Genomic DNA, 21,958 nt, shown 5'->3' on the forward strand with positions numbered 1-21,958 from the left:
TATTATCTTGCGATCGATGCAGCTGCCGTTAAGTCGCGGCAGATCGCTTCAGATTACCTCGACGGCAATTTTTTAGACCTGGCATTTCGACGAAACCGGAGGCGGCATTAACGAGAACCGGCTACGACGTCGGCATGCCTCTACGTCATGGATCCGCAGCCTCCGCCGCGGCCTTGCGGTCGCTCCGGCGCGCCACGGCCCTCGTCCGGTCGAGCGTGCCGCTCCTCGTCGGCGGCCTCGTGCTGCCGAACGCCCTGGCGCTCGCATTCGGCATCCTCGCGGGCGTGCCGGCGCGCACGAGCGCCATCGCGCTCTACGCGGCGCTCGCGCTCCTCGGCGGACGGCTTCCGGGCTGGGCGCTGGCGTTGCTCGCCCTGCCGGTGATAGTGCTCGATCTCGCCCTCGCCGTCGGCCGGATGTTCTTCCTCGACACCGACGCGCTCCTGCACCTCATCGATGCCGGCACGCTGGCGACGCTCCTGGCGACCCCCGCCTACGCGGCCGGCGCCGCCGCCGTCGTCGGACTCGCGCTCGTCTACCTCGCCGTCCTGGTGCAGGCCGGTCCGGCGATGCGCCGGGGCAGCCGCCCGGTCTTCGCGGCGGCGGTCGCCGCTTTGCTCGTCGGCGACGGCGTGGTCAACGGCTCCACGGCCTACGATTTCGGGGCGCTCGCGAGCGTCGGCCAGCCATTCCACTCGGGCAGCCTCGCCTCCGGATTCGACGCCCTCGCCGACCAGTCCAGGCCGCCGCACCGGGTCCTGATGGTGATGGTCGAGAGCCTCGGCGTCCTGCGCGATGCCGGCCAAAACGGGATCCTGACGGCGCCCTTCGACGACCCGGCCCTGCGCCGGCTCTACACGGTCACGACCGGCACCAGCGCCTTCTTCGGGGCCACCGCCTCGGGCGAGATGCGCGAACTGTGCCGGACCTACCGCTCGCACCGCCAAGTCTTCACACAAGCCTTCACGCAAGTCTTCACCGGGCAAACGTCCGCCGAGGACGATCCGACCTGCCTGCCCAAGCGGCTCGCCGCCCGCGGCTACCGGACGGTCTCGGTCCACGGCTACCATGCCGGCTTCTACGACCGCGCGCAGTGGTATCCGCTCGCCGGCTTCCGGAAGAGCCTGTTCGGCGAGACCCTGGCGCCCCGGTTCGCACGGGCCTGCGGCGGCCCGTTCCCGGGCCCCTGCGACACCGACGTGGCGGCGGTGGTCGAGGCCGAGCTGGCGGCGCCCGGGCCCGCCTTCGTCTACTGGCTCACCCTGAACTCGCACGTGCCGGTGCCGCCGGGCGCGGCGACGCCGCGCCATGATTGCGGGCGCCCGGGCAGCCCCTTCGCCGACCGCGAGGTCTGCGCCATGGTGGAGATCTGGCAGGACGTGTTCGCGGCGGTGTCGCGCATCGCCCTGGCCCATCCGGGCACCGAGATCCTGCTCGTCGGCGACCACGCGCCGCCCTTGTGGCGACGGGCGGCCCGCGACGCGTTCGAGCCCGGCCGGGTGCCGTGGATCCGGCTCGCGCCGCTCCCGGTCGCCACCGCGGCCCTGCCTTGACCCCCTTGCCGTCAACGCGAAGAGGGCGGCGGGAGCCTTGGCTCCCACCGCCCCCTCGAAACGTCGAACCCGTCCGATCCGGGATCAGAAGCTCAGCGCCACCTTGGCCTCGCGCAGCTGCGCGATCTGGCCCTCGATCTCGATCTTGCGGTCGTAATCGTCGGTGGCGTCGTACTGGAGCTCGGCCGCCGCGATGTCGGCGTCGATGATCGCGGGCGTCAGCTCCTCGATCGGGGTGGCACGCTCGGCGATCACGGTCAGCGAGGTGGCGTTGATCTCGGCGAAGCCCCCGCGCACCAGCACCCGCTTGCCCTTCTGCGGGCTCTCGGTGATCACCAGCACGCCGGTCTTGAGGGTGGTGAGCACGGGCGCGTGCCCGGGCAGCACCGTCATCTCGCCCTCGGAACCCGGAAGCTGCACGGCGTCGACCGGGCCGGAATACAGGATCCGCTCGGGGCCGACGAGGTCGAACTGGAAGGTGGCCATGGGGTCAGGTCGTTTCCGGTTTCGTCAGGCGCGACAGGATTTTCGCGAAAAGGGCTTGGCTCCGCCGGAGCCAAGCCCGCTCTCATGTCTCTGCCGATCAGGCCGCGGCGGCGAGGCGCTGGGCCTTCTCCTTGGCCTCCTCGATCGAGCCGACCATGTAGAAGGCGGCCTCGGGGAGGTTGTCGTACTCGCCGTCCACCAGGCCCTTGAAGCCCTTGATGGTGTCCTCGAGCGCCACGAGCTTGCCCGGCGAGCCGGTGAAGATCTCGGCGACGTGGAACGGCTGGCTCAGGAAGCGCTCGATCTTGCGGGCGCGGGCCACCGACAGCTTGTCCTCCTCGGACAGCTCGTCCATGCCCAGGATCGCGATGATGTCCTGGAGCGCCTTGTAGCGCTGCAGCACCTGCTGGACGCGGCGGGCGACGTTGTAGTGCTCCTCGCCGAGGATCGCCGGCGACAGCATGCGCGAGGTCGAGTCGAGCGGGTCCACCGCCGGGTAGATGCCCTTCTCGGCGATCGAGCGCGACAGCACGGTCGTGGCGTCGAGGTGGGCGAACGAGGCGGCCGGCGCCGGGTCGGTCAGGTCGTCGGCCGGCACGTAGATCGCCTGCACCGAGGTGATCGAGCCCTTGGTGGTGGTGGTGATGCGCTCCTGCAGGGCGCCCATGTCGGTGGCGAGCGTCGGCTGATAGCCCACCGCCGAGGGGATGCGGCCGAGCAGCGCCGACACTTCCGAGCCCGCCTGCGTGAAGCGGAAGATGTTGTCGACGAAGAACAGCACGTCCTGGCCCTCATCGCGGAAATGCTCCGCGACGGTGAGGCCGGTCAGCGCGACGCGGGCGCGGGCGCCCGGGGGCTCGTTCATCTGGCCGTACACCAGGGCGCACTTGGAGCCTTCCGCGGAGCCGTGCTCCTTGGGGTCCATGTTCACCTTGGACTCGATCATCTCGTGGTAGAGATCGTTACCCTCGCGGGTGCGCTCACCCACGCCGGCGAACACCGAGTAGCCCGAGTGGGCCTTCGCGATGTTGTTGATGAGCTCCATGATCAGCACGGTCTTGCCGACGCCGGCGCCGCCGAACAGGCCGATCTTGCCGCCCTTGGCGTAGGGGGCGAGCAGGTCCACCACCTTGATGCCGGTGACGAGGATCTGCGCCTCGGTCGACTGCTCGGCGTAGGACGGGGCCGGCTGGTGGATCGCGCGGAGCGACTCGGTCTTGATCTCGCCGGCCTCGTCGATCGGCTCGCCGATGACGTTCATGATGCGGCCGAGGGTGTTGGCGCCGACGGGCACGCGGATCGGCGAGCCGGTGTCGGAGACCTCCTGGCCGCGGACCAGGCCCTCGGAGGTGTCCATGGCGATGCAGCGCACGGTGTTCTCACCGAGCTGCATCGCGACCTCGAGGACGAGGCGGTTGCCGTTGTTGCTGGTCTCGAGGGCGTTCAGGATCTCGGGCAGGTGGCCCTCGAACTGCACGTCGACGACCGCGCCGATGACCTGGGTGATGCGGCCGGTCTTGTTCGAGCCGGCGCCGGGGGTGGCAGTGTTCGCCATGATGCTAATCCCTGATTGCGTGCGGTCAGAGCGCCTCGGCGCCCGAGATGATCTCGATCAGCTCCTTGGTGATCATCGCCTGGCGCGTCCGGTTGTAGATCAAGGTCTGCTTCTTGATCATCTCGCCGGCGTTGCGCGTGGCGCTGTCCATGGCACCCATGCGCGCGCCCTGCTCGGAGGCGGCGTTTTCCAGGAGCGCCCGGAGGATCTGGACGGTGAGGTTCCTCGGCAGCAGGGCCGCCAGGATCTCGCCCTCGCCCGGCTCGTACTCGTAGACCGCGTCGGCCGAGGCGCCGGTAGAGGCGGTCTCGGTCGGGGCGATCTCCGCCGGGATGATCTGCTGCGCCGTCGGGATCTGGAGGATCACCGAACGGAAGCGCGAGTAGAACAGGGTCGCGACGTCGAACTCGCCCGCGTCGTAGCGGCCGAGCAGGTTGCGGGCGATCGTCTCGGCATTCTCGAAGCCGAGCTGGCGCACTCCGCGCAGCTCGATCAGCTCGACGATCTGGTCGCGGAACTCGCGACGCAGGACGTCGTAGCCCTTCTTGCCGACGCAGATGATCTTGACCGTCTTGCCCTGCGCCATCAGGCGCCGGGCATGGTCACGGGCGAGACGCGCGATCGAGGAGTTGAACGCGCCGCACAGGCCGCGCTCCGCCGTGCAGACGAGGAGCAGGTGGGTGCGGTCCTGGCCGGTGCCGGAGAGCAGCCGGGGCGTCTCCGCCCCGGGGGTCAGGTTGGCGGCGAGGTTGCCGAGCACCTGCGCCATGCGCTCGGCGTAGGGCCGGGCGCTCTCCGCCGCCATCTGCGCCCGGCGCAGCTTGGCGGCGGCGACCATCTGCATCGCCTTGGTGATCTTCTGGGTCGCCTTCACCGAGGTGATGCGATTGCGCAGGTCCTTCAGACTCGCCATCGGAGGGTCCTTTGGTGTCGAGCCGGAGGCTTACTGGAAGGACTTGGCGAAGGACTCGACCACGCCCTTGAGCTTGGCGCCGCTGTCGGCCGACAGCTCCTTGGAGGAGCGGATCGCGTCGAGCAGGTCCGTGTGCTTGGTGCGCAGGGTCGAGAGCAGGCCGTCCTCGAAGGCGCGGACCCGGTTGACCGGGATCGCGTCGAGGTAGCCGTTCACGCCGGCATAGATCACCGCGACCTGCTCTTCCATCTTCAGCGGCGAGAATTGCGGCTGCTTCAGGAGCTCGGTCAGGCGGGCGCCGCGGTTGAGCAGCTTCTGGGTCGAGGCGTCGAGGTCCGAGCCGAACTGAGCGAAGGCCGCCATCTCGCGGTACTGCGCCAGCTCGCCCTTGATCTTGCCGGCGACCGACTTCATCGCCTTGGTCTGGGCGGCGGAGCCGACGCGCGACACCGAGAGGCCGACGTTCACCGCCGGGCGCACGCCCTGGTAGAACAGGTCGGTCTCGAGGAAGATCTGGCCGTCGGTGATCGAGATCACGTTGGTCGGGATGTAGGCCGAGACGTCGTTGGCCTGGGTCTCGATGACCGGGAGCGCGGTCAGCGAGCCGTTGCCGGCGGCGTCGCCCATCTTGGCGGCGCGCTCGAGCAGGCGGGAGTGCAGGTAGAACACGTCGCCCGGATAGGCCTCGCGGCCCGGCGGGCGGCGCAGCAGCAGCGACATCTGGCGGTAGGCGACGGCCTGCTTCGACAGGTCGTCGTACACGATCACGGCGTGCATGCCGTTGTCGCGGAAGTACTCGCCCATGGCGCAGCCGGCGAAGGGCGCCAGGAACTGCATCGGGGCGGCGTCCGAGGCGGTGGCCGCGATGACGATCGAGTATTCCAGCGCGCCGTTGTCCTCGAGGACCTTCACGAACTGGGCGACGGTGGAGCGCTTCTGGCCGACCGCGACGTAGACGCAGTACAGCTTGGCCTTCTCGTCGGTGCCGGCATGGGCCGGCTTCTGGTTCAGGATGGTGTCGAGGGCCACCGCCGTCTTGCCGGTCTGGCGGTCGCCGATGATCAGCTCGCGCTGGCCGCGGCCGATCGGGATCAGGGCGTCGATCGCCTTGAGGCCGGTCGCCATCGGCTCGTGCACCGACTTGCGCGGGATGATGCCCGGGGCCTTCACGTCGACGCGGCTGCGCTTCTCGGCGACGATCGGGCCCTTGCCGTCGATCGGGTTGCCGAGCGCGTCGACGACGCGGCCGAGCAGGCCCTTGCCGACCGGCACGTCCACGATGGCGCCGGTGCGCTTGACGGTCTGGCCTTCCTTGATCTCGCGGTCGGAACCGAAGATCACGACGCCGACATTGTCCTGCTCGAGGTTCAGGGCCATGCCGCGCACGCCCGACTCGAACTCGACCATCTCACCGGCCTGGACGTTGTCGAGGCCGTAGACGCGGGCGATGCCGTCGCCGACCGACAGGACCTGACCGACCTCGGTGACCTCGGCCTCCTGGCCGAAGTTCTTGATCTGCTCCTTCAGGATGGCGGAGATCTCGGCGGCACGGATGTCCATCTGGACCTTCCCTCGTTTTTTCGCGTGTCGGGCGGTGTTCTGGAAGTGGCGGGTGCGGGGCCCTTAGCGGGCGCCCTGCATCGCCAGGCGAATGCTGTTGAGCTTGGTGCGCAAGGAGGCGTCGACCATGCGGCTGCCGAGCTTGACGACGATGCCGCCGATCAGGGTCGGGTCGATGCGCAGGTCGAGGTCGACCTCGGCCTTCGCGACGTCCTTGAGGGACGCCTTGATGTCCTGGAGGACCGCGTCGGAGGGCTTCTCGGCGAGCCGCACCTCGGCGCGCACGATGCCCTTCGACTCGCGCACCAGCTCGCGATAGGCGCGGATCATGTCCGGCAGGGCGAAGAGCCGGCGGTTGGCGGCCGAGAGGCGGATGAAGTTGGCGGCCAGCCCCTGGATGCCGGCCTTGGCCAGCACGGCCTCGATCGCCTTGACCTGGTCCTCGGCTGAGAAGGCCGGGCTGCGCACGAGGCGCCGCAGGTCGGCGCTCTCGGTCAGCAGGGCGTCGAACCGGTCGAGCCCCTCGGCCACCGCGTCGACGGCCCGCTCCTCGCGAGCGAGCTCGAACAACGCCGAGGCGTACCGCCCGGCGACGCCCGCCAGGGGAGAACCCGATTCCGATGCGTTCTGAGCCACCAGCGCTCTCTCTTCATGTCCTGGCCCGACGGGTCCGGCCGGATCGCGCCGGTCTGGAGTGGAGCGGCGGCGGCGCGCGGCCCGTCGATGATGGGAAAGGCTCCGGCGCGAGAAGAATGCCCCCTCCCCCGGCGCGGCGCCGGCCTAGCATGGGTTTTTAAGGGGCGCAAGGCGAGCGGAGGCGCGCCAATCGCGAGGCGGGCCGTGGGCTTAAACCCATCCGGCGCCTCGCGGTTGCGTCAACGGGGCGGCGCTTCGACGATGGTCGGATTGCGCTTTTCGGGCGTATCGAGGCGCATGCCCGCCTCCGCGACGGCCGAGCCGCGGAGGTTTCGGCAGGGTTTCCGGATAATTTCGCGAGTCGGACGGATCTTTAGCTCGCGCAGGCGATCTCGTCGCATTCGGCGACGTTCGAGAGCACCCGGGCGAGGCTCTTCGGCCCCGGATAGCCCAGCAGCGCCGACGTGCCGACGACGTAGGACGGGGTGGCGTGCAGGCCGAGATTGGCCGCGAGGCTCATCTGGCTCTTCAACGCCTCGCGCACCTCGTCGGAATCGGCCGCCTGCTCGATGGCCGCCCGGTCGTGGCCGAGCCGCGAAGCCGCCTCCAGCGCCCGCGGCCCGTCGTTGCGCCCCGTGGTGCCGGGGCCCAGCAGCGCGGCGTAGAGCTTGGCGGTCGCCGCCGAGCCGCCGGCGCGCTGCACCGCCAGCGCCACCTTGGCGGCCTGGGCCGACTGCACCGACAGGATCGGGTTGTTGACGAGGCCGATGCGCAGGTCCGGACTGGCCTTGACGAGGTCGTCGAGGTCGCGCGCCGCCGCCCGGCACCACGGGCAATTGTAGTCGAAGAACTCGTAGAGCGTGACCGAGGCCTCCCGCTTCCCGAGCCAGGTCACGCCGCGCAGCCGCCCGATCTCGGAGGCGAGCTCGCCCGGCAGGCGGGTGTTGGGGATCGGCTGGCCGTTGTCGCCGGTCACCGCGCGCCACTGGCCCTCGGCCTGCGCCCGGGCCTTGGTGGCGAGGGCGGGAACGGCCGCCAGGGAGGCGACGAGGAGGGTGCGGCGGGAGAGCGACATGGGTGGACTTCCAACGCGCGACGGGCTGTCGTCACGCGTGAGGACTAGCTCGGCCATTTTGGCCGGATGATGGCTGCGCCCCGAGCTCGGCCGTGCGGGCCGTCGTTCGAGCCCCGATCCACACACTTTGCGCGGCTACGCTGTGGTGCGCCCAATAATATTTTTTGACGTCGAAGTTAAAGCGCTTCTCCCCTCTCCCGTGTGGGAGAGGGGCCGGGGGTGAGGGTGACACGCTTCAGTGTGAGGCTGAGAGATTGGTGCTGGAAGCTCAACGCCCTCAGCTTTACGCGGAAGCCGAGCCACCCTCACCCCTACCCCTCTCCCAAACGGGAGAGGGGATCCCGCGATTTAGACTTCGCTAAAATTGAAGGAATACGAGTCAGGCTCTCTCCTCCAGCGCCCTCACCACCGCCGCCTCCAGCGCCTCCGGCTTCACCCGTGGGGCGAAGCGCGCGATCACCCGGCCGTTGCGGCCGATCAGGAACTTGGTGAAGTTCCACTTGATCGCGCGGGTGCCGAGCAATCCCGGCCGCTCCTCCTTCAGGTGGTCGAAGAGCGGCTCGGCCTTCGCTCCGTTCACCTCGACCTTGGCGAAGAGCGGGAAGCTGACGTCGTAGTTGAGCGTGCAGAACCGGGCGATCTCCTCGGCATCACCCGGCTCCTGCGCACCGAACTGGTTGCAGGGGAAGCCCAGCACCACGAGGCCGGCCTCGCGGTGGCGGCGCCACAGGGCCTCCAGCCCCGCATAATGCGGGGTGAAGCCGCAAGCCGAGGCGGTGTTGACGACGAGCAGCACCTTGCCGCGGTACTGCGCCAGCGGGTGGGGCGTGCCGTCGGGCGCGGCGGGGGCGAAATCGTGGACCGTGCTCATCGGTCCGGTATGCCTCACCCCGCAGCCGAGGTCTTCCCACCCGACAGCACCCGCTCCGCCGCCGCCCCCAGCACTTGCACGCCGAGCGCCAAGTCCTCCTCCTTGGTGTCCTCGGACCAGTGATGGCTGATGCCGCCGATCGAGGGCACGAACAGCATCGCGGCGGGCATCACCTTGGCGACGTTCTGGGCATCGTGGCCGGCGCCCGAGGGCATCGTCTGCCACCCGCCGGGACACAGGGCCTCGGCCGCCTCCGACAGAGCCCCCATCAGGCCGGGATCGCACAGGGCCGGGCTGTTGCGGGAGATCTCCTCGAGGGTCGCGGTGCAGCGCTCGCGCCGGTTGCTCTCGCGGATCAGCGCCCGCAGGGTCGCCTCCATCCGCTCCAGCACCGGGACCGACACGTCGCGGAACTGGAACAAGATCTCGGCCCGCCCCGGGATGATGCTCGGCGCGCCGGGATCGAGGGTGATGCGGCCGGTGGTCCAGGTGCTGCGCTCGCCGCAGACCTGCGGAAAGGCTTGGTCGATGGCGGCGAGCAGCCGCACGGCGGTCAGGCCGGCATCGCGACGCTCCGCCATCGTGGTGCCGCCGGCATGGTCCTGCGCGCCCTCGATCACGATCCGCCACTGCCAGATCGCCACGATGCCGGTGACGACCCCGAGGCGCAAACCCGTCGATTCGAGCTGCGTGCCCTGCTCGATATGCATCTCCAGGAAGCCGCGGTAGCGCCCCGGCTCCAGCTGCATCCGCTGCAGGCCGGCGAGACCGGCGGCGTGGAGGGCGTCACGCAGAGGGGTGCCGTCGGTGCTGTTGCGGCCGCCGTCGATCTCGGCCTCGGTGACCTCGCCGATGGCGGAGCGGCTGCCGAGGAAGCCGACGTCGAAATGCCCCTCCTCGTCGGCGAAGGCGACGACGTCGACCGGCAGCCCGGCCCGGGCAAGCGCGAGGCCCGCCACCACCCCGAGCGCCCCGTCGAGCCAGCCGGCCTCGTTCTGGCTCTCGATGTGGCTGCCGACGAGGAGGTGCGGGCCGTCGCCCCGATGGCGCCCGAGGACGGTGCCGACGCCGTCGATGGAGGGTTCGAGCCCGCATTCCTCCAGGCGCCGCATCAGCCAGCGCCGGGATTCCATGTCCTGGGGGGAATAGGTCGGGCGGTGCACCCCGGTGCGGAAGCGGCCGATGGCGCGCAGGTCGTGGAGGTCGCGCAGAAAGGCCGCGGTGTCGATCTCGGGCATGTCTTCGGCCGCCGTATGTGTGTTGCTCGGCACCGACGAGGTCAGCAAAGGCCTCACACCGTCGTTGCGCGCTTGTTATCGCTATCGCAGAGCGTGTCGCAAAGACCGAGCCAGGGCCGTGTCGGCACTCGGCCGCCAATCGAATGGACGAGGCTGCGGACCTGTCCGGGGCAGGGCGGCCTTCCGGAAAACCTACCGGGACGCCACAGGGCGCCCGCATGTCGCTACGTCGAAAATCGTCTCAGCTGTATGTGGCGTAGCCGTCGGTGGCGATGAGCGTCCAGCGGCCGCGAATCTTGCGATAGATCAAGGCCGTGATGTCGCCGTGCATGCCGCGCCGTCGGACCTTGCCATCGTCGCGTAAATGCAACCCGACACTGTGGCCGTGATCCCGCACGATGACGGCCGTCCGGAACTCCGCGTCGAAAATCGGGTAGCTGTAGGACCGGCGTATCTCTCTCGGCATGCTCGGCACGGTTGCCGCCGCCTTCGCGACCGCGGCTTGCCTCTCCTTGAGGACGAGCCCGATGCGATCGAGAGAATCCTCGTCGCTGCACACGAGATCGGACTTGCCAGAGCTTCGGCCGATGATCTCCGCCGGGCTGCTCGGATGGTGTCGCGGCGAGAGGTCGGCGTGGATGTGATGATTGAGGTATTTCTTGGCAGTCTCAGCCATGACATCGTATTTCAGCCACTTGCTGTCGACGACGCAGGCCTGGAACGTGTCCGCCTCGGTGGCGACGATGTCCTTGAAGAGGGCAATGGTCTCCCGGTCGAGACGCTCCCAGACATCCTCTGCCGAGGCCGGCAAGGAGAGCCCTGAGCCGTACAGCAGAACCAGGGCCGCCGCCGCGAGTCTCGACCAGCCGCTCGCCATTGCGCGACTCCTTGTCCTTGCGGCAGAGAGCCGATCGTCTTCCGCTCTCACACGGTATCATGCCCGCGACGTCGCGCCATCCGCGAGCAGGTACCCGCTCCTGCTCGCGGCGGAGCCGGATCGCCCACCTACGGCGACAGGCGACGAAGGAGCAGGCTCGGGCGCCGCGTCGATCACGGCAAAAAGAAGGCCCGCCGAAGCGGACCTTGGTCTCAGTACCCGCTCGGGAACCACGCGGCAGCGGACCGGGTTTGTCCTGTGCAGGGCGGTGGCGATGCCGCTGCGCTGCTCGCGCCTTCCTCGGGCGTTTCCTCCCTAGACTCGGGCCGCCTTCTCAAGGGGCGGCCCTTTTTTCGTCCAGGATTGTTAACCTAACTCAAGTCCCGCGCTTCCGGTTGCATCCTCCCTCGGACGACCGCCGAAAGGTGCTGCCCGGGCGTGGTCAGGCCGTCGCCCACTCGTCCTTCGCTTCGGCGGTGGTGCGGTTGAGGCGAACCTCTCCACCCGCGACGGCGGCGATGGAATCGACGTGGATGAAGTGATGGTGGCCCCCGGCCGCCGGGTCGGTCTTCGTCAGCTTGATCCGCTGGCCGTCGAGGTGATCGATCGTGCCGACATGCCCGCCGTCGGAGCCGACGACCGGCATGTGCTCCTTGATGCTGCTGAGATCGATCATCGCGCGCTCCTTGCGTGGTGCGGCGATCAACGAGGATACCCGGGGCAGGTTCCTGCCACCCGCGGAAGGCCGAATGGCCTCCCACGGGCGTCCAGAGGCCTCAGGCCCCCGGCGCAGCCAGCTTCCCATCCTGCCGCCGCCACAGCTTGAGCGGGTTGGCGTCCTTCAGGGCGGCCGGCAGCAGGGCCTCCGGCAGATCCTGGTAGCTCACCGGGCGCAGGAAGCGGTGGATCGCCAGGCTGCCGACCGAGGTGGTGCGGCCGTCCGAGGTCGCAGGGTACGGCCCGCCATGCACCATGGCGTGGCCGACCTCGACGCCGGTGCCGAAGCCGTTGACCAGGATGCGCCCGACCCGGCGCTCCAGTACCGGGAGCAGCGCCCGGGCGGCGTCGTGATCGGCCTCGTCGAGGTGGACGGCGGCCGTCAGCTGGCCCTCCAGCCGCTCCAGCACCGCGCGGATCGACGCGAGGTCGGGGCAGCGCACCACCAGCGAGGCGGCGCCGAACACCTCCTCGGCGAGGGTGTGATCGGCGAGGAAGGACTCGGCGGTGGTGGAGAACAGCGCCGCCTGACCCTGATGCGTGCCGCCGGCGAGGCCGCGCGCGAGCGTGGTCACGGCCGGGTTGGCTTCGAGCGCCGCGACGCCGGCGCAATAGGCCTTGTGGATGCCGGGCGTCAGCATCGTGGCGGCCTGGGTCTCCGTCAGGGCGGCGGAGGCCGCCTCCAGGAAGCCGTCGAGGCCGGCGCCCTCCACCGCCAGGATCAGGCCCGGATTGGTGCAGAACTGGCCCGAGCCGAGGGTGAGCGAGCCGACGAAGGCGCGGCCGATATCGCGGCCCCGCGCTTCGAGCGCCGCCGGCAGCAGGACGACCGGGTTGATGCTGCTCATCTCGGCGTAGACCGGGATCGGCACCGGGCGGGAGGCGGCGGCCTGCATCAGCGCGACGCCGCCGCGGCGCGAGCCGGTGAAGCCGACGGCCGCGATGCGCGGATCGGCGACCAGCGCCTGGCCGACAGAGATGCCGGAATCCATGAGCAGCGAGAACACGCCCTCCGGCAGACCGCACTGCTTCACCGCCGCCTGCACGGCGCGGCCGACCAGCTCCGAGGTGCCGGGATGGGCCGGGTGGGCCTTGGCGACCACCGGGCAGCCGGCGGCGAGCGCCGCGGCGGTGTCGCCGCCCGCGACCGAGAAGGCGAGCGGGAAGTTCGAGGCGCCGAACACCGCCACCGGACCGACGCCGATCTGGCGCAGGCGCAGGTCGGGGCGCGGCAGCGGCTTGCGCTCGGGCTGGGCCGGATCGACCCGGGCTTCAAGGAAGCCGCCGTCGCGCACCACGCCGGCGAACATCTTGAGCTGGCCGACGGTGCGGCCGCGCTCGCCTTCGAGGCGGGCCCGCGGCAAGCCGCTCTCGGCCATGCAGCGCACGATCAGCTCGTCGCCGATCGCCACGATCGCGTCGGCCACCGCCTCGAGGAAGCGGGCGCGGTCCTCCAGCGACGTCTCGCGGTAACTGTCGAAGGCCTCGGCGGCGAGCGCGCAGGCCTGCTCGACATCGGCCGGGGTCGCCGAGGCGAAGGCCGGCTCCAGGTGGTTGCCGGTGGCGGCCTCGACGGCGCGGAAGCTCTCGCCCTCGCCGCGGCGGGCGGCGGCGCCGATCAGGTTCTCTCCGGTGATGGGCATGGGTCGCGTCCTCTCCTGAGACGGGGTGTTTGGCGGGCTTATGCCCCGCCCGGCGGGGGCGATCCACCGGGGGATGGGAAAAATCCGCGGTCGTCCCCGCTGCGACGGTCTGTCCCGAGGGGCCGGCGCTTGCCGCGGGCCGCTGCGGGCCGATGTGCCCCCGACCGGTATGAGATCCAATACCGGACGAAGGACCCGATGCAGATTCATCTCGACGCGGTCGGGGGCGTGGCCGGCGACATGCTCGTGGCGGCCCTCCTCGACGCCTTTCCGGAGCACGAGGCGGGCGTGCGCGAGAGCGTGGCGCGGGCGAGCCGCGGCCGCACGACGTGCGCGCTCCTCGCCCATGGCGACGGCGTGCTCCAGGGCCGGCGCTTCGCCGTCACCGGCCCCGAGGGCGAGGCGCCGGACCGGCCGGCGGACGAGCACGGCGACCATCACCACGGCGACCATCACCACGATCACGGCCACCACCATCACGGCGGCGGGCACGCGCACCGGCACTGGTCCGGCATCCGCCGCGACCTCGAATCCTGCGGGCTTCCCCCGGCGGTCCTCGCCCACGCGCTCGCGATCTTCGGGCATCTGGCCGAGGCCGAGGCACGGGTGCACGGCATCCCGGTCGAGGAGGTGGCGTTCCACGAGGTCGGCGCCTGGGACTCGATCGCCGACATCGTGGCGGCGGCGCACCTGATCGACGCGCTTCGCGCCACGGCCTGGTCCGTCTCGGCCCTGCCCCTCGGCTCGGGGCGGGTGCGCACCCAGCACGGGCCGCTGCCGGTCCCGGCGCCGGCGACCGCGCTGCTGCTCGAAGGCTTCCTCACCCTCGACGACGGCGTGCCGGGCGAGCGCGTGACCCCGACCGGGGCGGCGATCCTGCGCCATCTCTGCGGCGAGCAGGCTCGCAAAAGCGGGCCGCGCCGGCTCCTGCGCAGCGGCCTCGGCTTCGGCACCAGGACCTTGCCGGGCCTGAGCAACGTGCTGCGGGTGCTCGTCTTCGAAGAGCTGGGCGAGACCGGGTCGCCCGGCCACCGCGAGCTCGGCATCATCGAGTTCGAGGTCGACGACCAGTCGGCGGAGGATCTCGCCATGGGGCTCGACCGCCTGCGGGCGCACGAAAAGATCTTCGACGTCGTGCAGATGCCGGTCTTCGGCAAGAAGGGCCGGATGATGACCCACGTTCGGGCGCTTGCCCGGGCCGACGCGATCGAGGAGGCGATCGAGGCCTGCTTTCGCGAGACCACCACGATCGGTCTGCGCCACCACACCGTCTCGGGGGCGGCGCTGACGCGGCGGCTCGACACCGTCGCGGTGGCGGGCAAGCCCGTGCGGGTGAAGAGCGTCGCGCGGCCGGGCGGGCGCACCGCCAAGGCCGAGGCCGACGACGCGCAGGCCACCGCGGGCCACGCCGCCCGCCAGGCCCTGCGCCGCGAGGCCGAGCGGCTGGCCCTCGAACTGCCGGAGGACGGGGAATGAGCGCGGCCCTCGAATCCGTCCTTGCCGGGCTCGGGCCGGTCGCCGTCGCGGTGAGCGGCGGGGTCGACAGCCTGACCCTGGCGACGATCGCGCATCGGACAAGCGCCGAGCCGCCCCTGATGGTCCACGCCGTCTCCCCCGCCGTGCCCGGCGAGGCGACCGAGCGGGTGCGGGCGGAGGCCGCCCGCGAGGGATGGTCCCTGCGCGTGATCGAGGCCGGCGAGTTCGCCGACCCGGCCTATCGGGAGAATCCGGTCAACCGCTGCTTCTTCTGCAAGACCAACCTCTACGGGGCGATCCGACGGGTGACCGGGCGCCAGATCGTGTCGGGCGCCAATCTCGACGACCTCGGCGAGTACCGCCCCGGCCTCGACGCCGCCCGCGAGCACGGGGTGCGGCATCCTTTCGTCGAAGCGTCGTTCAGCAAGGCGATGGTGCGGGCGCTCGCCCGCGACCTCGGCCTCGGCGCCGTGGCGGAGCTGCCCGCCGCGCCCTGCCTGTCGAGCCGGGTCGAGACCGGCATCCGCATCGAGCCCGAGACCCTGGCCTTCATTCACGCCGTCGAGCGGCTGGTCGGGGACGACCTGACGGTGACGGGCGCGAAACGCGCCGTGCGCTGCCGGGTGCGCGCCGCCGGCATCGTGGTCGAGCTCGATCCCCAGAGCCTCGCCAGCCTGCCCGAGGGGGCGCAGGCCGATCTCGGCCGGCGCATCGCCGCGCAGGCGCCGGCCCGGCTCTCGGACGCGCCGGTCTCCTTCGCGCCCTATCGCACCGGCAGCGCCTTCCTGACCGGAGTTGCCCGGTGAGCCTGGAGAACGAATTCACCCTCGACTTCACCCGCACGGAGCGGATCGGCCTCGAAGAGGCGGTGTTCGCCGCCGGCAAGTCGCCGGCGCAGATCGACGCCATCCTGGCCGCAGCCGAGGCGCGCGGCGCACGCTTCCTCGTCACCCGCCTCGATCCGGAGCGCCACGCCTCACTCAATTACCGCGACCGGCTCGATTACTGCCCGGTCTCGCGCACCGCGTTCTTCGGCGAGGCGCGGCGGGTCGCGGGGCCTTCCCGCATCGCCATCGTGGCGGCCGGCACCTCGGACGTGCCGGTGGCCCGCGAGGCCGAGCGGACGCTCGCCTACCAGGGCCATGCCACGACGCTCATCGCCGATGTCGGCGTCGCGGGTTTGTGGCGGCTGACCCGCCGGATCGAGGAGATCCGGGCCCATCCGGTGGTGATCTGCGCCGCCGGCATGGACGCCGCCCTGCCGAGCGTGCTCGGCGGCCTCGTCGCCGGCGCGGTGATCGCGGTGCCGACCTCGGTCGGTTACGGCGTCGCCGAAGGAGGCCGCGCCGCCCTCGACGCGGTGCTGGCGAGCTGCGCCCCCGGCATCGCGGTCGTCAACATCGACAACGGCTACGGCGCCGCCTGCGCGGCCCTGCGCCTGCTCCACGCGGCAGCCCGGCTCGCGGAGGCCTCCTCATGAAGCACGGAGAAACGCCATGGAACGTCGCAGCTTCCTGCAGGGCGCGGCCCTCGGGGCCGGTCTCGCCGTCACCAGCCAAGCGGGGGCGGCCGTGACCAATCCGCCCCCTCCCAGCTCCGGTCCCCTGCCCGGAACCCGGCCGAGCGATCCCGCCGACCTGCCCTTCGTCACCGATCCCGGCGAGCGCCGGGGCGAGATGCTCTACCGGCCCTTCGGCCGGACGGGCGAGAAGATCTCCGTCATCGGCATGGGCGGCTTCCACCTCGGCAAGAGCGCGGTGACCGACGCCGAGGCGACCCGGCTGATCCATGAAGGCGTCGACCGCGGCATCACCTTCATGGACAATTGCTGGGACTACAACGAGGGCCGCTCCGAGGAGCGGATGGGCATCGCCCTCGAGCAGAACGGCTACCGCAACAAGGTCTTCCTGATGTCCAAGATGGACGGGCGGACCAAGCAGGAGGCGATGAAGCAGATCGACCAGTCGCTGCGCCGCCTGCGCACCGATCGGATCGACCTCGTCCAGCACCACGAGATCCTGCGCTACGACGATCCCGACCGGGTCTTCGCCGAGGGCGGCGCCATGGAGGCGTTCGTGGAGGCGAAGAAGGCGGGCAAGCTGCGCTATATCGGCTTCACCGGCCACAAGGACCCGCGCATCCACCTGCAGATGCTCGAAGTGGCGGCCGAGCGCGGCTTCCACTTCGATTCGGTGCAGATGCCGATCAACGTGATGGACGCGCATTTCCGCAGCTTCGGCCATCTCGTGCTGCCCTACCTCGTCCAGAACGGCATCGCGGCGCTCGCGATGAAGACCTTCGGCGACGGGGTGATCCTGAAGAGCGATGCGCCGATCAAGCCGATCGAGTACCTGCACTTCTCGCTCAACCTGCAGACAACGGTGGTGATCACCGGCATCCAGAACCAGCGCGACCTCGACCAGGCCTTCGAGGCGGTGAAGACCTTCACGCCGATGGACAAGGCGACGGTGGCGGAACTGCTCAATCGCAGCCGGCCCTACGCGCTCGAGGGCAAGTACGAGCTGTTCAAGACCAGCGCGACCTTCGACGGCACCGCCAAGAACGCCGCCTGGCTCGGCGAGGACGTGCCGGGGGTGAAGAAACTCGCGCCCACCATGGAGTGAGGCGGCGAGCATTTAAGACACAACCATGACGGCAGCCGGCGCGTTGACACTCGTCTTCACGCCGGCACGAGGCCGTTCCATGAGCGACACCCCCGCGAGCGACACCGCCCCGCCCCGCAACCCGTCCGCCGAGTTGCACACGATGAACGAGCGCCTCGCCGCCTGGGCCGCCTGCACGGCCGAGGACAGCCCGTCGCTGATCGAGCGCTTTGAGGCGATGGGCTACGCGGTGCGGGGCAAGTCGCGCGAGGAGGTGGAAGCGGTCCTGCGCTGCCCGCCGACGTCGTGAACCGGCCGCTCAGGCGGCGATCGGCTCGATGGCGGCCAGCTCGCTGGCCATGCGCACCTCCAGTATGCGAAGGTCGTGGTCGCGCTGGAGGTTAGCCCAGAATTCGGGAGCGTTGCCGAACAGCCTGCCGAGGCGCAAGGCCATGGCGGGCGTGACCGGCTGGCGCTCCTCGATCAGGTCGTAGAGAGTCTGACGCGAGATCCCGAGCCGGCGGGCAATCTCGGTCTTCGGCAGGTTCACGGCCGGGAGGATGTCCTCGCGCAGGATCTCGCCTGGATGGGTCGGTGCGAGACCGGCGAGCAGGGGATTGCCGCTCATCAGTGATAATCCTCGAGATCGACGTCGATTGCGTCGGGAGCATCCCAGCGGAACGTGATCCGATAGTTCCCGCTGGCGTTGACGGCATAGGTGCCTTTTCGGCTGCCACTGAGTCCGTGGAAACGATAACCCGGCAGATTCATGTCTTCCGGGCTCGTTGCTGCCTCAAGCTGAACCAAGATGCGGCGGACGCGGTTTGTGTTCTCGACGCTGAGCTTCCTGGTGTCGCCCGTCTCGGCAAACAGCCGGAGCCCCTTGTGGCTGAACGAGCGAATCATGATCTCATATGTAAGGCGATGGCTGACATTGTCAAGCAGTGCCTTACAGATTGAGCTAGCGCATGTCCTGCCTCACCCCACCCGCAACCCCGCCGCGATCTCCCGCACCGCGTCCCACGCGATCATCACGTCCTCCCGCGTCGTCGTGGTCTGGCCGACCTGGAAGCGGATGACGAAGCGGTTCTCGTGGCGGGTCTGGGTCAGGTAGGTGCGGCCGTCGTCGTTGATGCGCTCGACGAGGCGGGCGTTCAGCGCATCGAGGTCGCCGGCGCCCGCACCGGTGCCTGCACCGGCAGGGGCGTAGCGGAAGGTGAACAGCGACAGGATCGGGTCGGTCGTCAGCTCGAAGTCGGGCTCCTGCGCGATCAGCCCGGCGAGCTCGCGTGCCCAGGCGACGTGGTCGCGGATCATGCCCCGCAGGCCCTCGACGCCGTAGTGGCGGATCACGAACCACAGCTTCAGCGCCCGGAAGCGGCGTCCGAGGGGGATCGACCACTCGTTGTAGTCGACGAAGCCGTCCTGGCCGAGTGTGCGCAGGAAGGGCGGACGGATGCCGAGCGTGTCGGTCAGCGCCTTCGGGTCGCGGATGAAGTGGGCCGAGCAGTCGAAATGGGTGAACAGCCACTTGTGCGGGTTGAACACCAGGCTGTCGGCGTGTTCCGCCCCCCGCATCAGGTCGCGGAATTCGGGGCAGATCATCGCGCTGCCGGCCCAGGCGGCGTCGACGTGGAGGAAGACGTCGTACCGGCGCGCCACCGCGGCCACCGCCTCGATCGGGTCGCAGGCGCCGATGCTGGTGCCACCGAGGCAGGCGACGATCGCGGCGGGCTTCAAGCCCGCCTCCCGGTCGGCCCGGATCGCCGCGTCGAGGGCCTCCGGATCCATGCCGTGGAGGGACCCTGAGACCGGGATCCGCACCAGGTTGGCGTCGCCGTAGCCGGCGATGCGGACCGCCTTGTCGACCGAGGAATGCACCTGCGCCGAGGCGTAGACCCGCAACACCGGCCCGCCGGCGAGCCCGTTGGCGTTGCCGGTGAAGCCGAGCGCCCGCTCCCGGGCGGTGAGGAGGGCCGCGAGGGTGGCGCCCGAGGCCGAATCCTGGATCACGCCCGAGAAACCCTCGGGCAGGCCGATCATCCGGCGCAGCCAGTCCATCACCCGGGTCTCGAGCTCGGTCGCCGCCGGCGAGGTCTGCCAGAGCATGCACTGCGCCGCGAGCGCCGCGGTGACGAACTCCGCCACCAGGGAGGGCGGGCTCGCATTGGCCGGGAAGTAGGCGAAGAAGCGCGGGTGCTGCCAGTGGGTCATGCCCGGCATCACCACCCGGTCGAGGTCGGAGAAGATCCGCTCCATCGGCTCGCCCGCGGCCGGGGGCTCCGCCGGGAGCTGGCGGAAAATCTCGCCCGGCGTTACCTGCGCCCGCACCGGCCGCTCGCCGACGCCCGCCAGGTAATCCACCGACCAGTCGGCAGCCCGGTGCGCCCAGGCCCGAAACGTCTCGTCGTCCATGCCCGTCCTCCCGCCGGCCCGGCTTTCCGGTGCCCGGGCGGGTGTTTAGCAGGTTTCGCGGGATGCGCCTCCCCGCCCCCCCCGCAGGTCACGCAATCGAGATGCCGGCCACGACCGGGACGACACCGGATCCGGCAGTCGCTCTCCGGAGCCGGCCCGCTTGAGCGCACGGCGACGACGTGCCACGATCAATCAAGCGGGCGCTATTTACGGTTGTTTAACCAAATTATGGTTGCAGTCGCCGGTCGCGACAGCCTGAGAACGCAAGGTTGCGAGGAATACCGCGAAAACACCCGTCGGTCTCGCGAATCGTCGTGATTCGCTTCGCTGCTTCTTAACCCGCCCTGTTAGCTCATAAGAGGACGACGAGAGGAGCGCGATGTTCGGGCGAGGCACCCAGACGAGACCGGCCGGCACGCTGACCCAGCACCATGTGCGCGTGCAGGGCCGTGAGGGCGCCGACCAGGATGGCTGCCTGATCTATCTCGGCGACCAGCCGGTCTCGCTGCTGGTCCGCCTGCAGCCCGGTACCGCCGCGCCGGAGCACCGCCACAAGTGGCACGTGGCGGAGACCTATGGCCCCGGCAAGGCGCTCGCCCGCGCCCCGCTCTTCGACACGCCCGACGCGGTGGTCGACTGGATCGCCCGCCGTCTGCCGCGCCCGGCCCCGCCTCCATGGCTGGACGCGCACCTGCTGCCGTGAGGCGGCGGCGCAAAGCCGGTCCGATCTGCGCCGCGGTCCGTCGGTTGAGCAGGAGCCTGGTCGAGTTCGCCGACCGACGCGAAACCCTCTGCGTCATCCCGGGGCCGCACAGCGGAACCCGGGATCCATAACCGCCGACGGTCCAGGATAGAGTGGAACGCGAGTCGCTCTATTCTCCGACCTCAGCGTTTATGGATCCCGGGTTCTCGACTGCGTCGAGCCCCGGGATTGTCTGTTGGTTCGGTTGTAAGGTGATCCCGTTCCGCCTCGGCGGGATGCCCGGTCCGGATGGCCATCCGGACCGGGCGCGGACCGGCGAGCGTCCCGGGATGGGGCTCGCGCCCGTCGTCATCTGGCTCGCCGGTCCGCGTTCCTCGCCACGCTTGATGAGTTGCCTGGGCCTCTCCTCGACGCCCGCAGACAATCCCAAGCGGCTTCAGGATAGACCCGGATGACCCAACCCGCCACTGCACCCACCCGCTTCATCGGTGCCGACGTCGGCAAAGCCGAGATCGTCATCCACGACACGCGCGGCAACGCCCGCCACACCATCCCCAACAAACCCAAGGATCTCGCCGCCTTCGCCGCAAAGGCCGACCTCGACGCCACCTGCCTCGTCGTCTGCGAGGCCACCGGCGGCTACGAGGACACCCTGCTGGCTGCCCTTCTGGCCGCCGAATGCCCCGCCCACCGCGCCGATGCTCGCAAGGTCAAGGCGTTCATCCGCTCCTACGGCACCCTGGCCAAGACCGACGCCCTCGACGCCAAGGCCCTGGCGGCCTACGGCCAGGAGCGCCACGCCTCGCTGCCCCGCTGGCAAGCCCCTGACCCCGCTCGCGAAAACCTCCAGACCCTGGTGCTCACCCGCGCCGACTTCGTGGCCACCCGCACCGCCTACCGCAATCGTCTGGCCGCCCCGGGATCCACCCTCGTCCACGCCCAGCTGGAAACCCTCATCACCGCCCTCTCCGAGCAGATCGAGGCTCTCGACGAGGCGATGGCCAGGACGCTGAGCGAGGCCGCCGCGCTCAAGAGGGCCAGGAAGGCGCTGACCTCGATCAAGGGCATCGGCAACACCACCACCATCATCCTGCTCGCCCTGCTCCCCGAGCTCGGCCGCCTCGACCGGCGCCAGATCACCTCGCTGGCTGGCCTCGCCCCGCATCCCAACCAGAGCGGCGCCACCGAGCGCTACCGCCGCACCAAGGGCGGACGGCCCGAGGTCAAGCAGGCCCTCTTCCTCCCGGCCCAGACCGCCGCCCGCTTCAATCCCGTCCTCAAGGAGGCCTACCAGCGCCTCCTCAAGGCCGGCAAACCGCCGATCGTCGCCATCGTCGCCATCATGCGACGCCTTCTCGTCATCGCCAACGCTCGCCTGCGTGACGCCTACGCCGAGGAGGCAAAAATTGCTCTCGCTGCTGTCGCGAACTGAGTTGATGACATGGAGGGTTTCACGTCAGTCAGCCCGCGCATGTCGGGGCCTCTCAGGATAAGGCCGCGGGAGGAAGGGCCAATGCCGCAGGGCATTTGTCCTGTCGCGTGATGTGGACGCAATTTGCAACGCTGGCGTTGAAGCGTCGCATCACAGCGGCCCCTCAACCGACCCTGCCACCCAACCCATCGATCCGGTGCGCCGG

Annotated in this window: 22 protein-coding genes; 8 read left to right on the top strand and 14 right to left on the bottom strand. The window is 70.1% G+C overall.

Annotated elements, in window-relative coordinates:
• Positions 1-134: 134 nt before the first annotated feature.
• Entirely contained in the window at positions 135-1,553 is a 1,419-nt protein-coding gene (locus tag BM430_RS13045; protein WP_093567695.1) for a sulfatase-like hydrolase/transferase, read from the top strand.
• Between the two features lie 84 nt (positions 1,554-1,637).
• On the opposite strand, the gene atpC is transcribed toward BM430_RS13045, so the two are convergent.
• The 11 genes from atpC to BM430_RS13100 all read right to left on the bottom strand — a co-directional run bounded on the left by atpC (position 1,638) and on the right by BM430_RS13100 (position 13,124).
• Entirely contained in the window at positions 1,638-2,039 is a 402-nt protein-coding gene (gene atpC / locus BM430_RS13050; protein WP_093567696.1) for an ATP synthase F1 subunit epsilon, read from the bottom strand.
• A 97-nt stretch (positions 2,040-2,136) separates the two neighbouring features.
• Complete coding sequence (atpD, locus tag BM430_RS13055) at positions 2,137-3,594, bottom strand: F0F1 ATP synthase subunit beta (RefSeq protein WP_093567697.1); 1,458 nt, start codon at positions 3,592-3,594, stop codon at positions 2,137-2,139.
• Positions 3,595-3,619: 25 nt separating this feature from the next.
• Positions 3,620-4,507: a F0F1 ATP synthase subunit gamma gene (locus tag BM430_RS13060; protein WP_093567698.1), complete on the bottom strand. Its 888-nt coding sequence runs from the start codon at positions 4,505-4,507 to the stop codon at positions 3,620-3,622.
• A 30-nt stretch (positions 4,508-4,537) separates the two neighbouring features.
• Positions 4,538-6,067, bottom strand: coding sequence for a F0F1 ATP synthase subunit alpha (gene atpA, locus BM430_RS13065; RefSeq protein WP_093567699.1), 1,530 nt, complete (start codon positions 6,065-6,067; stop codon positions 4,538-4,540).
• Positions 6,068-6,130: 63 nt separating this feature from the next.
• Positions 6,131-6,703: a F0F1 ATP synthase subunit delta gene (locus BM430_RS13070; RefSeq protein ID WP_093567700.1), complete on the bottom strand. Its 573-nt coding sequence runs from the start codon at positions 6,701-6,703 to the stop codon at positions 6,131-6,133.
• A gap of 373 nt (positions 6,704-7,076) precedes the next feature.
• Positions 7,077-7,778 carry a DsbA family protein gene (locus BM430_RS13075; RefSeq protein ID WP_093567701.1) on the bottom strand — a complete coding sequence of 234 codons (702 nt, stop codon included), beginning with the start codon at positions 7,776-7,778 and terminating at the stop codon, positions 7,077-7,079.
• Positions 7,779-8,157: 379 nt separating this feature from the next.
• Positions 8,158-8,649, bottom strand: a complete 492-nt coding sequence (locus tag BM430_RS13080) for a glutathione peroxidase (protein ID WP_093567702.1) — start codon at positions 8,647-8,649, stop codon at positions 8,158-8,160.
• A gap of 14 nt (positions 8,650-8,663) precedes the next feature.
• Entirely contained in the window at positions 8,664-9,887 is a 1,224-nt protein-coding gene (locus BM430_RS13085; RefSeq protein ID WP_093567828.1) for a Zn-dependent hydrolase, read from the bottom strand.
• Between the two features lie 241 nt (positions 9,888-10,128).
• Positions 10,129-10,764 (bottom strand): hypothetical protein, encoded by a 636-nt coding sequence (locus tag BM430_RS13090; protein ID WP_093567703.1) that lies wholly within the window; start codon positions 10,762-10,764, stop codon positions 10,129-10,131.
• Positions 10,765-11,206: 442 nt separating this feature from the next.
• On the bottom strand, positions 11,207-11,440 hold the full coding sequence (locus BM430_RS13095; RefSeq protein WP_093567704.1) for a DUF2171 domain-containing protein: 234 nt from the start codon (positions 11,438-11,440) through the stop codon (positions 11,207-11,209).
• A gap of 100 nt (positions 11,441-11,540) precedes the next feature.
• The gene (locus tag BM430_RS13100; RefSeq protein WP_093567705.1) at positions 11,541-13,124 is read right to left on the bottom strand and encodes an aldehyde dehydrogenase (NADP(+)); all 1,584 of its coding nucleotides are present in this window, start codon (positions 13,122-13,124) and stop codon (positions 11,541-11,543) included.
• A gap of 198 nt (positions 13,125-13,322) precedes the next feature.
• Here BM430_RS13100 and BM430_RS13105 point away from each other — a divergent pair, with 198 nt between their 5' ends.
• From BM430_RS13105 to BM430_RS13125, 5 genes are all read left to right on the top strand, one after another.
• Positions 13,323-14,600: a nickel pincer cofactor biosynthesis protein LarC gene (locus tag BM430_RS13105; protein ID WP_093567706.1), complete on the top strand. Its 1,278-nt coding sequence runs from the start codon at positions 13,323-13,325 to the stop codon at positions 14,598-14,600.
• The gene (locus tag BM430_RS13110) at positions 14,597-15,406 is read left to right on the top strand and encodes an ATP-dependent sacrificial sulfur transferase LarE (protein WP_093567707.1); all 810 of its coding nucleotides are present in this window, start codon (positions 14,597-14,599) and stop codon (positions 15,404-15,406) included. Before BM430_RS13105 ends, BM430_RS13110 begins: the two co-directional genes overlap by 4 nt.
• Positions 15,403-16,080, top strand: coding sequence for a nickel pincer cofactor biosynthesis protein LarB (gene larB, locus BM430_RS13115; RefSeq protein WP_093567708.1), 678 nt, complete (start codon positions 15,403-15,405; stop codon positions 16,078-16,080). The genes BM430_RS13110 and larB overlap by 4 nt, the downstream gene beginning before the upstream one ends.
• Positions 16,081-16,096: 16 nt before the next feature.
• A complete protein-coding gene (locus BM430_RS13120; RefSeq protein WP_093567709.1) occupies positions 16,097-17,224 on the top strand; it encodes an aldo/keto reductase in 1,128 nt (375 codons plus the stop codon).
• Positions 17,225-17,303: 79 nt separating this feature from the next.
• A complete protein-coding gene (locus BM430_RS13125) occupies positions 17,304-17,513 on the top strand; it encodes a hypothetical protein (protein ID WP_093567710.1) in 210 nt (69 codons plus the stop codon).
• 9 nt (positions 17,514-17,522) lie between these two features.
• Here BM430_RS13125 and BM430_RS13130 read toward each other — a convergent pair whose 3' ends face one another.
• The 3 genes from BM430_RS13130 to BM430_RS13140 all read right to left on the bottom strand — a co-directional run bounded on the left by BM430_RS13130 (position 17,523) and on the right by BM430_RS13140 (position 19,618).
• Positions 17,523-17,831, bottom strand: a complete 309-nt coding sequence (locus tag BM430_RS13130) for a HigA family addiction module antitoxin (protein WP_093567711.1) — start codon at positions 17,829-17,831, stop codon at positions 17,523-17,525.
• Complete coding sequence (locus tag BM430_RS13135) at positions 17,831-18,109, bottom strand: type II toxin-antitoxin system RelE/ParE family toxin (protein ID WP_093567712.1); 279 nt, start codon at positions 18,107-18,109, stop codon at positions 17,831-17,833. Before BM430_RS13135 ends, BM430_RS13130 begins: the two co-directional genes overlap by 1 nt.
• Before the next feature lie 72 nt (positions 18,110-18,181).
• The gene (locus tag BM430_RS13140; RefSeq protein WP_093567713.1) at positions 18,182-19,618 is read right to left on the bottom strand and encodes a pyridoxal phosphate-dependent decarboxylase family protein; all 1,437 of its coding nucleotides are present in this window, start codon (positions 19,616-19,618) and stop codon (positions 18,182-18,184) included.
• Between the two features lie 379 nt (positions 19,619-19,997).
• Here BM430_RS13140 and BM430_RS13145 point away from each other — a divergent pair, with 379 nt between their 5' ends.
• Both BM430_RS13145 and BM430_RS13150 read left to right on the top strand, forming a co-directional pair.
• A complete protein-coding gene (locus BM430_RS13145; protein WP_093567714.1) occupies positions 19,998-20,321 on the top strand; it encodes a hypothetical protein in 324 nt (107 codons plus the stop codon).
• A 451-nt stretch (positions 20,322-20,772) separates the two neighbouring features.
• Positions 20,773-21,753, top strand: a complete 981-nt coding sequence (locus tag BM430_RS13150; RefSeq protein ID WP_093567715.1) for an IS110 family RNA-guided transposase — start codon at positions 20,773-20,775, stop codon at positions 21,751-21,753.
• The last annotated feature ends 205 nt before the right edge of the window (positions 21,754-21,958 follow it).

The sequence above is a fragment of the Methylobacterium sp. 174MFSha1.1 genome (genome assembly GCF_900116815.1).
In the GTDB taxonomy this organism is placed as follows: domain Bacteria; phylum Pseudomonadota; class Alphaproteobacteria; order Rhizobiales; family Beijerinckiaceae; genus Methylobacterium.